The sequence below is a fragment of the Kribbella pittospori genome (assembly GCF_004331465.1).
GTDB lineage: Bacteria > Actinomycetota > Actinomycetes > Propionibacteriales > Kribbellaceae > Kribbella > Kribbella pittospori.
The window spans coordinates 133,744-145,732 of sequence record NZ_SJKB01000012.1; the positions used below are offsets into that span (position 1 = coordinate 133,744).

Here is an 11,989-nt window from a genome sequence, read left to right on the forward strand (position 1 = left end):
ATGATGGCGTCGGGTTCGGATGCGCGCTGGATTTGACAATCGTTTTCACTAACGTGAGGATGTGGCGCGTGTCCGATGCTCTGAACAGACGCGGGTTCCTGGGGCTGGCCGGTGCGTCGGCACTGGCCGGACTGACCGGTTGCGGCGCCGATGGCGAGGCCGCGGCCCAACCGAAGAACGGCGGCCGGCTGCGGGCCGTGTACGCCGGTGGCGGTGCCAAGGAGGTCCTCGATCCGCACGTCCAGAGCCTGTTCGTGGACATCGCGCGGCACAAGGCGACGTACGAGAAGCTGGTCGAGCTCGGGCCTGATCTGAAGCCGGTTGGGCGGCTGGCCGAGAAGTGGGAGCACGACGGCGAGGCGACGACCTGGCGGTTCAGTCTCCGGGATGCGACCTTTCACGACGGCGGGAAGCTGACCAGCGAGGACGTGCTCTACAGCCTCGCCCGGATCGCCGACCCGGCCGTGCCGGAACGCGTCGCTCAGTCGTCGCTCGCGACCCTGGACCTGCGGCGCAGCCGGGCCGTCGATGCGCGCACGGTCGAGCTGACGCTGACCGCGCCGAACGCGGAATTCCCTGCCCTGCTGGCGGGAATCGGGACCCAGATCGTGCGGGACGGCTTCAAGGATCCGGCGAAACCGGTCGGGACCGGCCCGTTCCGGTTCGTCTCGTTCGCGGCCGGCCGGTCGATGATCGCGAACCGGTACGACGACTACTGGGACGAGCCGGCCCGGATCGAGGAACTGCACATCCTCTCCGCCGACTCCGAGGCTCGGGCGAACGCCGTACAGGGTGGACAGGCGGAGTACGCGAATGACATGACTGCGACGTTTGCGCGGACCGCGTCGGCCGGTCGGACGGTGCGGATCGTGGCGGCGAAGGCCAGCACGATGCAGGCGTTTGTGATGAAGGTGGATCGGCCGCCGTTCGACAATCCGGATGTGCGGATGGCGTTCAAGCTGCTCGCCGACCGGCAGCGGTTGGTCGACGTGGTGCTCGCGGGTCGTGGTGAGGTCGGAAATGACCTGTTCGGCAAGGGGTATCAGTACTATCCGGCCGACCTGGCGCAGCGGGAGCGCAACGTGTCGGAGGCCAAGGACCTTCTGCGGAAGACCGGGTTGGTGAACAAGGAGATCGAGTTCCTGACCGCGGATGCATCGGCTGGGTTTGTCGAGTCGGCCACGCTGTTCGCGGAGCAGGTTGCTGAGGCTGGGGTGAAGCTCAAGATCGTTCCGGGGAGTGCGCAGACGTACGCGAAGGACCTGCTGACGAAGGGGGGCATTGGCAACCATCGGTCCGGTGCGATGCCGATTCCGCAGTACGTCACTGATCGGCTGCTGAGCAAGTCGCCGTTCAATGTGACGCATTGGCGCCGGGCTGGTTTTGACGCTGGGTTTGCGGCTGCGCAGCGGTTGACGGATGAGGGTGCGCGGTCGGCGAAGTACGGCGAGCTGCAGGGGACGCTGCGGGACGAGGGCGGCATTCTTGCGTGGGGGCTGCCGGATTATCTGGTCGCGGTGTCGGCGACGGTGCAGGGGGTGCAGGCGGTGCCGCCGAACACGCTGGACTCCGGCCGGTTCGACAAGGTGTGGCTGGCCTGAATGCGGTCGTACGCCGGACAGCGGGCGCTGCTCGCCGTCCTTCAGCTAGGTGTGCTGTCGGTGTTGGTGTTCGTGCTGACTGCGTTGCTGCCGGGGGATGCGGCGGACATGCGGTTCACCGAGACGCTGACGCCGGATCAGGTGTCGCGGCTGCGTGCTGAGCTGGGGCTCGACCAGCCTTTGGTGGAACGGTTTGTTGGTTGGTTCGGCGGCGTGGTCAGGGGTGATCTGGGTACGTCGTTGATCAGCGGGGGGCCGGTGGTCGACATCGTGAAGAGCTCGGTCGGGGCGACGCTGGTGCTCACGCTGGCCACGCTCGCGGTCGTCGTGCCACTGGCTGTTGCCCTCGGCATTCTTATGGGGACGCGGGAGGGCGGGCGGCTCGATCGGGCGATCACGTCGGTGACGCTGGCGTTGAGTGCGATCCCGGACTTCGTGATCTCGGTGCTGCTGGTGGCGGTGTTCTCGCTGAAGCTCGGGTGGTTGCCGGCGACCTGGATCGGCGGGTCGCTGCTCGCTTCGCCGGTGTTGCTGGTCCTGCCAGTTGCGGTGCTTCTTGGGCGCACGGTCTGCTTGCTGTCACGCCAGGTGCGCGCGGGGACGATCACGGCGCTGACCGCGGAGTACGTCGTACAGGCGCGGAGGCTTGGGGTCCCCCGACGACGGTTGCTGCTCCGGCACGTGCTGCCGAACGCCGCGGTCCCCGGCGTACAGGAGCTGGCTCGAACTGGCGACACGTTGCTGGGTGGGGTCCTCGTGGTCGAGGCGATCTTCGCCATCCCCGGCTTCGCCACCGCCTTGGTAGACGGCGTCGAAACCCGCGACGTCCCAGTGGTCCAGGGCCTGACCCTCGTCCTAGCAGTAGCCGCCCTCCTCCTCAACCTAGCCGCCGACCTCCTCTGCAACCGCCTGGTCCCCCGAACGGAACTCCTCCGATGAACCGCACACCTGAACGACGGGTCGTCGCGTCTGACCCGGGTGACGTCGCCAGCGGTCGGCGGCGCCTGCGTGCCGGGGTGCTCGGACGTTTGCGAGCGCTCGGTGGGCGGCGCGCGGGTTCTGGGAGGGCGGGGGGTGACGGACGGCTTCGGGTGGTCCGTGGTCGGGTTTCGGGTGTTGTGGGGGTGGGGTTGGTTGGGGTTCCTGTGGGAGTGGCGGTGTTCGGGCCTCTGGTGCGGGTTGGGGTGGGGGCGGGGTTGCCTTATGCGTCGGATGGGGTTTTGGGGACGGATGGGTTGGGGCGGGATGTGCTGCAACTCCTGCTGGTGGGTGGGAGGACGGCTCTGGGGATGGCGATCGGGGCTGTGGTGATCGCGTACGTGATCGGTGGGTTGATTGGGTTGGTGGCTGCGTCGACGCGGCACCGGTGGTTGGACGAGGGGTTGATCCGGCCGCTCGACGTACTGCTGCCGTTGCCTTCGCTTCTCGTGATCAGCGTGGTCGCGGTCGGGTGGCGGGCGTCGGCGCTCGCGATCACGTTGGCGGTTGCCTTGGTCAACGTCCCGACGGTTGCCCGGTTGGTCCGGGCGGCTGCGCTGGACGCTGCGAGCAGTCCGGTGGTCGAAGCCCTTCGGATGCAGCGCGAGTCCTGGTTCGCCATCCACCTCGGGTACGTCGGGCGGTCTGTCCTCGCCCCGGTCGCCGCCGACCTCGGCACCCGCATCACCCTCGGCGTGTTCCTGGTTGCCTCCGTCAACTTCCTCGGCTTGGGCCTCAGCCCCACCGCCCCCGACTGGGCGGTCAGCATCTCCCGCAACCGCGAAGGCCTCCTCCTCCAACCCTGGTCCGTCCTGGCGCCGGCCCTCCTCCTGGTCTCGTTCACCCTAGGTTTCAACCTCCTGGCCGACCGCCTCCTCCACCACACCCGCCGCCCGACCGAGGCCACCCGATGACCACCCCACCCCCCGATCCCCCATCTGCTGGGCTGACCCATCCGTCGGTGGGTTGGCCCATGGGATTCCGGTTGGCCAACCCACCGTCTGCTGGGTCGACCCAGCAGACGCCGCAGGAGTCGGGTGGGACCGGGCGGCGGGACGTGGTCGTGCGGGTGAGGGGGCTGGGGGCTTTTGCTGGGCATGCCGTTCTGGTGGATGGGGTTTCGTTTGTGGTGGGGGTGGGGGAGGTTACGGCGTTGGTGGGGGCTTCGGGGTCGGGGAAGACTACTTCGGCCTTGGCGTTGTTGGGGGAGGTTGGGGAAGGGGTTCGGCTGGAGGGGAGGGTGGAGGTCGGGGGAGAGGTCATTGTTGATGGCAACGGAGTGACGGAGGCGGCGGCGGGGGTTCGGGGGCGGGTGGTGGCGTATATGCCTCAGCATCCGGGGAGTGCGCTCAATCCGGCGCGGCGGATCGGTACGACGTTGCGTGAGCTCGAGGGGCTGCATCACCGTGGGGAGTCGGTGGTCCCGGGAGCCCTTAGGGCGGCGCAGTTGCCGGCGGATCGGGAGACGTTGCGGAGGTTTCCGCATCAGTTCTCGGGTGGGCAGCGGCAGCGGGTCGCGCTTGCGCAGGCGTTGACGTGCCGCCCGAAGGTACTGGTGCTGGACGAGCCGAGCACCGGCCTCGACTCGATCACCCGCCTGCAGTTGGTCCACGAGCTGAGAGAGCTGGCCGCCGACGGGCTCGGGATCTTGTTGCTGAGTCACGATCTCGACCTGGTCCGCGCGCTCGCCACCCGCGTCGTGGTGCTGTCCGCCGGCCGAGTGATCGACTCCGGCGGTCCCGACGTACTCCCAGAAGCACCCGACCTCGAGCGATCGGGAACCACTGCCGCCGGGCATCCGTTGCTCCAGGCAATGAAGCTGTCCGCGTCGCTGCGTCCCCGCGGCCGCGACCCCATCCTGCACGAGATCGACCTCGCCGTCCGCCCGGGCGCGTGCGTGGGCGTCGTCGGCCGTTCCGGTAGTGGCAAGACCACGTTGGCCCGCTGCCTGGCCGGCCTGCACGAGCGCTACACCGGCGGCCTCCTCCTGGACGACGAACCGCTACCCGTCCTACGCAAGCGATCACGCCCCCAGAACCGCCGCGTCCAGTACGTCTGGCAAGAGGTCCGCGGCTCGTTCGACGAGCGCCGCCCGGTCGATCAGCAAGTCGCCCGGACAGCCCAACGCCTCCGGGGCCTCGACCCCAAGCAGGCCCACGCCGAAGCCGTCGCGACCCTCGCCCGCCTCGGCGTCTCCGCGATGACAGCAGCCCGTACGCCGAGCCGCCTCTCCGGTGGTGAGCTGCAACGGGCCGCCCTCGCCCGGGCCGTCCTGGCGCACCCCGACGTACTGATCTGCGACGAGATCACCACCGCGCTCGACGACCGCGGTACGGCGCTCGTCGTCGAACTGCTGACCGAGCTGAAGGACCGCGGTACCGCGCTGATCTGGATCGGCCACGACCTCGGCCTGGTCGCGGCGGTCTCCGACCACGTCCTGGTGATCGATGCCGGCCGCGTGGTCGAGCAAGGACGACCCGCGACCGTCATGACCGAACCGCACCACGAACTGACCCGGCGGCTGGTGAGGGCCGCCTCGATCGGTCACCCACAATCTCCGCCCGTGCTGACAATCGACACGAGGAGCGAACCGCGCCGATGACGCGACTGCACGACCACCTGGCGGAGGCGATCAAGGACCCGGATCCGATCCGGGTCGGCGATCATCTGATCTGCCTGCGGTTCGAGACGATGAAGGTGTACTCCGCGCTCGGCGCCGTCCGGCACCTGCTGGAGACCGGCGCGGTCCGGCCCGGCGACACGCTGATCGACAGCTCGAGCGGGATCTACGCGCATGCGCTGGCGCTGGCCTGTCACCGGTACGGGATGAGGTGCCACATCGTTGGCTCGACCACCGTTGACCGGACGCTCAAGATCCAGCTGGAGATCCTCGGCGCGACCGTCGAGCAGGTGCCGTCGTCGAACAACCTGCAGCTCGACCAGAACCTCCGGGTCCGCCGGATCGGCGAGATCCTGCGCGACAACCCGTCGTACCACTGGATGCAGCAGTACCACGACGACATCCACTACCTCGGGTACGGCGCGGTCGCGGATCTCGTGGCCGAACTCGTGCCGGCCGGCCCGCTGTGTCTCGTCGGAGGGGTCGGGACCGGCGCGTCGACGGGTGCGATCGCGGAGTACCTGCGCGATCGCGGCCGGGACGTGAACCTGGTCGGCGTACAGCCGTTCGGCAGCATCACCTTCGGCGCCGGGCACACCCAGGATCCGGAGATGATCATCGCGGGGATCGGCAGCTCGATCGAGTTCCGCAACGTCCGGCACGAGCTGTACGACCGGCTGCACTGGGTGTCGTTCGACTACGCGATGTCGGCCGCGGTGGACCTGCTACGGACGTCCGGGGTGTTCGCGGGCCTGTCCGCGGGAGCGGCGTACCTCTCGGCGCTGTGGGAACACAACTGCGACAGCAGCCGTAAGCATGTGTTCCTGGCCGCCGACACCGGGACGCGGTACGTCGAGTCCGCGTTCGCCCGGCACGCCGACGCCCGGCCGATGGAGTCGATGCGACCGCGCGAGATCGACTCGCTGGACCAGCTCGCGGTGCCGTGGTCGGCCATGTCGTGGGACCGCCGGGAATCTGCCTGGACACGGCGCGAGGAGTTTCCATCTGCGACTCCGTCGCATTAGTGTTTGGCCTGACCGACGACCGAAAGGCTGGCCGATGACCGCTTCCGTGGCTGCGCTCACCTCGTCTGTCCTCGCTGGTTCCCGAGGTCCGGCTCCGTCGACGCTGTCCGTGACGAGCGCGTTCTGGCTGCATCACACGACTCGGCTGCCGGGCGCCGAGGTGACGTACCGGAACTACTACGTCCTGCTCCGCGTCGGCGAAGTCTTCGGCGCGTGCTCGTTCGAGGCCGGCGAGCTCGATCCGTCGTACTGCGCGGATGCGTCCGGCGTGTCGCTGGACGAGTTGATCGCGGATGGTCCGTTGCCGGTGAGGATCGCGGCACTGGACGCGTATCTCGCGTCGGTGGAGCCGCATCATTCGGCAGCCGGAGCCGAGGAGATCGTGCTTCCCGCCGGTGCGCCGGACGTCCGCGCACGGGCCCGGGATGCGGCGGTCGCCGGGCTGCTCGACGTTCGACCCGGCTGGAAGGTCGCGCTGATCGGGGTGGTGAACCCACTCGTCGACGCGATCACCGAGCGGGGTGGGATCTGCTTGCCCTGCGACTTCAACCTGCGCGAGACCGCGTCCGGGCTGCCAGTTTCTCGTGACATGACTGAGGTCATCGACGCCGCCGACGCCGTCGTGGCGACCGGGATGACCTTGTCCAACGGGAGTTTCGACGTACTCCTCGATCGTTGCCGCCAGCAATCGAAGCCACTGGCGATCTATGCGCAGACCGGGAGTGCTGTGGTCCGCGCCTTCCTCGGCTCCGGAGTCACGGCCCTCTCCGCCGAGCCCTTCCCCTTCTCCCAGTTCAGTGCCCGCTCCACCTCCCTCTACCGCTACCCCACCAGGACGGACGCATGAGCAGTGTCGTCGGCCGGCGGCCGACAGAGGTGCCTGGGGATCTGTGGATGGTACGGCGGTTGTGGCCGTTCCTGGTGGCGTCGGCGGTGAGTTTGATTCCGTTCACGGTGTTCGGGATGTACCTGGTGCCGATCGCGGCCGCGGCTGGTGGGGATGTGGCGGAGATCGGCGGGTTGCGGGGGCTGGGTGGATTGGCCGCGTTGGTGGTCGGATTCTTGGTGGCGCCGTTGATCGATCGGTTGGCGCGGGAGTTGGTGGCTGCGGGTGGGCTGGCGTTGCTGGGGGTCTCGGCGGCGCTTGGTGCTGTGGGCAACGTGTTTGCGCTGGCGGCGTTCTGTTTGTTGATCGGGGCATCCACCTCGATCCTTGCGCCGTCGATCGGTGCGGCCGCGGCCGACCGGTTCACGTCCGCGGCGGCGGCAGGGCGGGCCGCGACGCTGGTGTCCGCGACCACCTCGATGATGGCGATGCTGGCTGCACCGGTTCTCGCCGTACCAGGACTGCTGTGGGGTTGGCGAGGCAACCTGCTCGCCGCGTCGACCGTCTCGTTGGCGTTGTCGGCTGCGTTCTTCTGGCGTGGCCGCGGCCGGAAGGCGCCGCTGCGGGTGGGCGGCAACCAACGGATCAGCTACCTCACGACGTACCGCGAGTTGGCCCGGATCCCCGGCGCCCTTCCGCTGCTCGTCGTCGCGATGCTCCGGACGGCCGCCTTCATGGGATACCTGGCGTACCTCGCTGCCTTCTACGACGAGAAGTTCGACCTTGCACCAGGCTGGTTCGCACTCGTCTGGTCGCTGAGCGGCGCGTCGTTCTTCCTCGGCAACCTCCTGGCCGGCCGCCACATCGCGCTCGAACGTCCGTGGATCGGCCCGGAGAAGATGTTGCTTATCGGGCTCAGCGTCGCGCTGACCAGCGTTGTCCTCTTCTACTTCTCACCGACGCTTCCGCTGACTCTCGTCCTGACCGCACTCCTCGGTGCCAGCCACGCGACCGTCGCCGCCTGCGTCACCACTCTTCTGGTCCGCCGCAGTGGAGATCTCCGCGGCTCGGCCCTCAGCGTCAACGCCGCCGGGATGAGCCTCGGCACGTTCCTCGGCGCGGCCATCGGCGGTCTCGGCCTGGGCCTCGGCGGGTACCCGGGCACCGCGCTGGCGTTCTCCGCGATCACGCTGCTCGCGGTCCTGTTCGCGGTCCGAGTACGCCGTACACCGAGCCTGACCTGACCCCCGGCGGTCAGGGAATCGATCCGGAAGATTCAGGCTCCGTTTCGGGCCTGTCTCGATATATCGTTCGGTCTTATGGAGAACCTGCCCGACCGCCAGAACCCGCATGCGCGCCTGCGTGCGTCCGACACCGATCGCGACCAGGTCGTCGACGTACTGCGGGAAGCCTTGATGTCGGGGCGGTTGACTCAGGACGAGCATGCCGAGCGGCTGGAGCAGACGCTGCAGGCCAAGACCCTCGGTGAACTGGAGCCGATCACCAGTGACCTGGTCATCCCGGGTGGGACGACGCCGCTGCCGAGCCCGATGGCCCAGCCGGTCACGTCGAACAGCCCGGTCCCGATCGAGGAGCCGGCGAACCCGCAGGACAGCTTCGACACCATGCTGGCGATCTTCGGCGGCGGTGAGCGGACGGGCCGCTGGCGGGTGAAGCGGCGTACCAATGCGGTCGCGGTGTTCGGTGGGCACGACCTGGACATGACCGACGCGGTCTTCGAGGGCCGCGAGGTGACGATCTGGGCGTTCGCGGTGTTCGGCGGGATCGACATCACCGTCCCCGAGGGGGTCACCGTCCGCAACGAGGGCGTCGGCATCTTCGGCGGTTTCGGAGCCCGCGGGAGCGACGACCCGCACCCCGACGCGCCCGTCGTGGTGGTCAAGGGCCTGGCTCTCTTCGGCGGCGTCGGCGGCCAGTCGTCCGCCAAGCGTCACAAGAAACGCTTCAAGAACCACGGCGAACTCGGCCATTAGTCCCCAACCACACCGCTTCACTCGAGCGGAGATCCCCTGGTGTTGTGAGTTGTCCACCGGTATGCGAGGGGAGAACCCAGAACCGCTGGGGATGTCTGCCGGTTGCGGCTGAATCTGTGAGCGGGCAAGGAGCGGCGTACCGATCGACAGGTAGTGCACCTGCGGTACGCCGTACACCGGACGCCGCGTTCGCTCAGCTGCACCGCGAGTCGCCAGGTACTACCTGTCCAGCTGTACGCCGGCTCAGATCCAGGATTTGAACCACATTCGGCTGAGCCAGTCGGAGTGGGGGAGGACCTTGTCGGTGAGGATCGGCCAGATGTAGGCGAAGTTCAGCACGACCAGTACGACGAAGGCGCCGACCACCGCGCTGCCGATCAGGCGGCGTGGTGTGGCGTTGCCGAACGCCGATCTGGCCGGTCCGAGGATCTTGCCGAGGACCAGCGCCAGCGCCATCACCGTGAACGGGATCATCGTGACGGCGTAGAAGAAGAAGATCGGTCTGTCGTCGAACGCGAACCACGGCACCCAGCAGGTGACATAGCCGACGATCGGTATCCCGAATCTCCAGTCCCGCGAGCCTATCCACAGCACCAGGGCCGCGATCAGCGCGAGTGCTCCGCCCCACCACAGGATCGGCGTACCCAGCGCAGAGATCACCGACAGGCAGTTCTGGCCGGCCGGCGGGTTGCAGCCCGGCGTCCCGGGCTTGATGTCGTTGACCGCGTCGAACCCGATCGGGCGGGCGATGATCGGCCAGCCGGCCGGGTTCGAGGCGTACGGGTGGGTGGCGTTCTTGATGTAGTCACCGGTGTGGAACGCGAGCACTTCCTGGTGGTAGTGCAGCAGCGATCTGAAGTCGTCCGGGACGATCTTCATCACGCCGGTCGCCGGATTCTTGGACGCGTAGTCGTGGTCGTAGGCGTTGTCGTGCAGCAGCCAGCCGGTCCAGGTGGCCAGATACGTGACGCCCGCGACCAGCACGATGCTGATGAACGCCGGGATGCCGTCGACCAGCACGGACTTCAGAAACGCCAGCCGTACGCCGAGCGCGCGCCGGGCGCCGTAGTCCCAGGCGAAGACGAGAATGCCGAAGCCGGCCAGCACCCAGATCGCCGACCACTTGGTGCCGAGCGCGAGGCCGAAGCAGACACCGGCCAGGATCCGCCAGGGCCGGAACAGCAGCCAGCGGCCGAGTCCGCGGCGCTCGCCGTCGGGGACCGGGGTGTCGAGGGACCTCGCGTGCCGGCGCCGGGTCCAGTCCCGGTCGGCGACCAGGCAGGAGACCGCGGCCACCAGCCAGAACGCCAGGAAGATGTCGAGCAGCGCGACCCGGGACATCACGAAGTGCAGGCCGTCGACCGCGAGCAGGATGCCCGCGATGCTGCCGATCAGGGTCGACCGGGTCATCCGCCGTACGGTCCGGATCACCAGCAGCACGGTCAGCGCGCCGAACAGGGCCGGCATGAAGCGCCAGCCGAACGTGTTCATCCCGAACAGTTGTTCACCGGCCGCGATCATCCACTTGCCGACCTCGGGGTGCACGGTCAGGCTTGGGGTGTCCTTGAAGACGTCCAGGTTGCCGGCCAGGATCGCCTTGTCCGCGGCGCCCTCCGGCTGGTCGATGAACTGCCGGGCGTACCCGAACTTCAGCAGGCTGAAGGCGTCCTTGGCGTAGTACGTCTCGTCGAAGACGAACTTGGCCGGGTCGCCGAGGTGCCAGAACCGGATGAACGCGGCCAGCGCGGTGATCGCCAGGGTGGCGATCCAGCCGCCCTCGAAGTCGCGCGGCATCGGCGAGTACAGGCGTTCCTTCAGCGGTGGCAACCGTCTCCCGAGTACGTCGCGCCCCAGCGTCTCCCGCCCGGTGGCAGCGTCCGCACGGCGCGCGGTTCCGTCCTCGATCACAGCAGTCACGCCCGCCATGGTACGGACGCCCCGGTCACTCCGCCTCAAGGACTGTGCATCTCGACAGGACGTCTCGGCTGGAGAGGCCCCGCCTGAGCGGTGCTCAGGCGGGGATCGGACCTCCCGGAACCGACACCTCCTGTCGAGATGCACGCGCCCTAGACTCGGCGGCATGACCGGGCGATTGGTGTTGGCGGGGACTCCTATCGGGGACGTGCTGGACGCCTCGCCGCGGCTGGGGCGGGTGCTGGGCGAGGCGGATGTGGTGGCCGCCGAGGACACGCGGCGGTTGCGGCGGCTGACTTCGGAGCTGGGGGTCGTGGTCGCCGGCCGGGTGGTCAGCTACTTCGAGGGGAACGAGCGGGAGCGGACGCCCGAGCTGCTGGACGCGCTGACCTCGGGGCAGACCGTCGTGGTGGTGACCGACGCGGGGATGCCGAGCGTCTCGGATCCCGGATACCGGCTGGTGGCCGCCGCGATCGACGTCGGCGTGGAGGTGACCGCCGTACCGGGGCCGTCGGCGGTGCTGACTGCGCTGGCGCTGTCCGGTCTCCCGGTGGACCGGTTCACGTTCGAGGGGTTCCTGCCGCGGAAACCCGGGGAGCGGGCCCGGCGGCTGGCGGACCTGGCGGACGAGCCGCGGACGATGGTGTTCTTCGAGGCGCCGCACCGGCTGACCGCGTCACTCGAGGCGATGGCGGAGGCCTTCGGCGCGGATCGTCGTACGGCGGTCTGCCGGGAACTCACCAAGACGTATGAAGAGGTCAAACGCGGCCCGCTGGACGAGCTCGTGACCTGGTCCAAGGACGGCGTCCGGGGCGAGATCACGGTCGTCGTGTCCGGCGCGGACCCGAACAAGGTCCTCACCCCGGCCGAGCTCGCCGCGGAGGTCGCCACCGACGAGGAGGCGGGTACGCCGCGTAAGCAGGCCATCTCGGACGTCGCCAAGCGCTTCAACGTCCCGAAACGCACCGTGTACGACGCCGTACTGGCCGCACGAGACCCTGGTAAATAGCCCTGGCCCGCGGCACTACCCT

Annotated in this window: 10 protein-coding genes; 9 read left to right on the plus strand and 1 reads right to left on the minus strand. The window is 68.6% G+C overall.

Translation table 11 applies throughout. The features are described from left to right. Nucleotides 1-59 precede the first annotated feature (59 nt). The 8 genes from E0H73_RS32815 (at nucleotide 60) to E0H73_RS32850 (ending at nucleotide 9,044) form a co-directional block, all read left to right on the plus strand. Nucleotides 60-1,601, plus strand: coding sequence for an ABC transporter substrate-binding protein (locus tag E0H73_RS32815; RefSeq protein ID WP_131363149.1), 1,542 nt, complete (start codon nucleotides 60-62; stop codon nucleotides 1,599-1,601). Then, on the plus strand, nucleotides 1,602-2,540 hold the full coding sequence (locus E0H73_RS32820; protein ID WP_131362915.1) for an ABC transporter permease: 939 nt from the start codon (nucleotides 1,602-1,604) through the stop codon (nucleotides 2,538-2,540). 350 nt (nucleotides 2,541-2,890) lie between these two features. Further along, nucleotides 2,891-3,493 (plus strand): ABC transporter permease subunit, encoded by a 603-nt coding sequence (locus tag E0H73_RS32825; protein WP_238164420.1) that lies wholly within the window; start codon nucleotides 2,891-2,893, stop codon nucleotides 3,491-3,493. 194 nt (nucleotides 3,494-3,687) lie between these two features. Continuing rightward, the gene (locus tag E0H73_RS32830) at nucleotides 3,688-5,181 is read left to right on the plus strand and encodes an ABC transporter ATP-binding protein (protein WP_238164432.1); all 1,494 of its coding nucleotides are present in this window, start codon (nucleotides 3,688-3,690) and stop codon (nucleotides 5,179-5,181) included. After that, nucleotides 5,178-6,224, plus strand: a complete 1,047-nt coding sequence (locus tag E0H73_RS32835; protein ID WP_202867673.1) for a pyridoxal-phosphate dependent enzyme — start codon at nucleotides 5,178-5,180, stop codon at nucleotides 6,222-6,224. Before E0H73_RS32830 ends, E0H73_RS32835 begins: the two co-directional genes overlap by 4 nt. 34 nt (nucleotides 6,225-6,258) lie before the next feature. Continuing rightward, a complete protein-coding gene (locus E0H73_RS32840) occupies nucleotides 6,259-7,071 on the plus strand; it encodes a Rossmann-like domain-containing protein (protein ID WP_131362921.1) in 813 nt (270 codons plus the stop codon). Continuing rightward, nucleotides 7,068-8,294: an MFS transporter gene (locus E0H73_RS32845; protein WP_238164421.1), complete on the plus strand. Its 1,227-nt coding sequence runs from the start codon at nucleotides 7,068-7,070 to the stop codon at nucleotides 8,292-8,294. Before E0H73_RS32840 ends, E0H73_RS32845 begins: the two co-directional genes overlap by 4 nt. Before the next feature lie 75 nt (nucleotides 8,295-8,369). Continuing rightward, nucleotides 8,370-9,044: a DUF1707 SHOCT-like domain-containing protein gene (locus E0H73_RS32850; RefSeq protein WP_131362923.1), complete on the plus strand. Its 675-nt coding sequence runs from the start codon at nucleotides 8,370-8,372 to the stop codon at nucleotides 9,042-9,044. 243 nt (nucleotides 9,045-9,287) lie between these two features. Here E0H73_RS32850 and E0H73_RS32855 read toward each other — a convergent pair whose 3' ends face one another. Next, complete coding sequence (locus E0H73_RS32855; protein ID WP_131362924.1) at nucleotides 9,288-10,970, minus strand: dolichyl-phosphate-mannose--protein mannosyltransferase; 1,683 nt, start codon at nucleotides 10,968-10,970, stop codon at nucleotides 9,288-9,290. A gap of 154 nt (nucleotides 10,971-11,124) precedes the next feature. Between E0H73_RS32855 and rsmI the strand changes: the two genes are divergently transcribed. After that, the gene (rsmI, locus tag E0H73_RS32860; RefSeq protein ID WP_131362926.1) at nucleotides 11,125-11,967 is read left to right on the plus strand and encodes a 16S rRNA (cytidine(1402)-2'-O)-methyltransferase; all 843 of its coding nucleotides are present in this window, start codon (nucleotides 11,125-11,127) and stop codon (nucleotides 11,965-11,967) included. The last annotated feature ends 22 nt before the right edge of the window (nucleotides 11,968-11,989 follow it).

What these genes read in the sequence shown, in the direction of transcription:
- E0H73_RS32815 (WP_131363149.1), top strand. Translation starts at nt 60, where the DNA reads ATGTGGCGCGTGTCCGATGCTCTGAACAGACGCGGGTTCCTGGGGCTG.
- E0H73_RS32820 (WP_131362915.1), top strand. Translation starts at nt 1,602, where the DNA reads ATGCGGTCGTACGCCGGACAGCGGGCGCTGCTCGCCGTCCTTCAGCTA.
- E0H73_RS32825 (WP_238164420.1), top strand. Translation starts at nt 2,891, where the DNA reads ATGGCGATCGGGGCTGTGGTGATCGCGTACGTGATCGGTGGGTTGATT.
- E0H73_RS32835 (WP_202867673.1), top strand. Translation starts at nt 5,178, where the DNA reads ATGACGCGACTGCACGACCACCTGGCGGAGGCGATCAAGGACCCGGAT.
- E0H73_RS32840 (WP_131362921.1), top strand. Translation starts at nt 6,259, where the DNA reads ATGACCGCTTCCGTGGCTGCGCTCACCTCGTCTGTCCTCGCTGGTTCC.
- E0H73_RS32845 (WP_238164421.1), top strand. Translation starts at nt 7,068, where the DNA reads ATGAGCAGTGTCGTCGGCCGGCGGCCGACAGAGGTGCCTGGGGATCTG.
- E0H73_RS32850 (WP_131362923.1), top strand. Translation starts at nt 8,370, where the DNA reads ATGGAGAACCTGCCCGACCGCCAGAACCCGCATGCGCGCCTGCGTGCG.
- E0H73_RS32855 (WP_131362924.1), bottom strand. Translation starts at nt 10,970, where the DNA reads ATGGCGGGCGTGACTGCTGTGATCGAGGACGGAACCGCGCGCCGTGCG.
- rsmI (WP_131362926.1), top strand. Translation starts at nt 11,125, where the DNA reads ATGACCGGGCGATTGGTGTTGGCGGGGACTCCTATCGGGGACGTGCTG.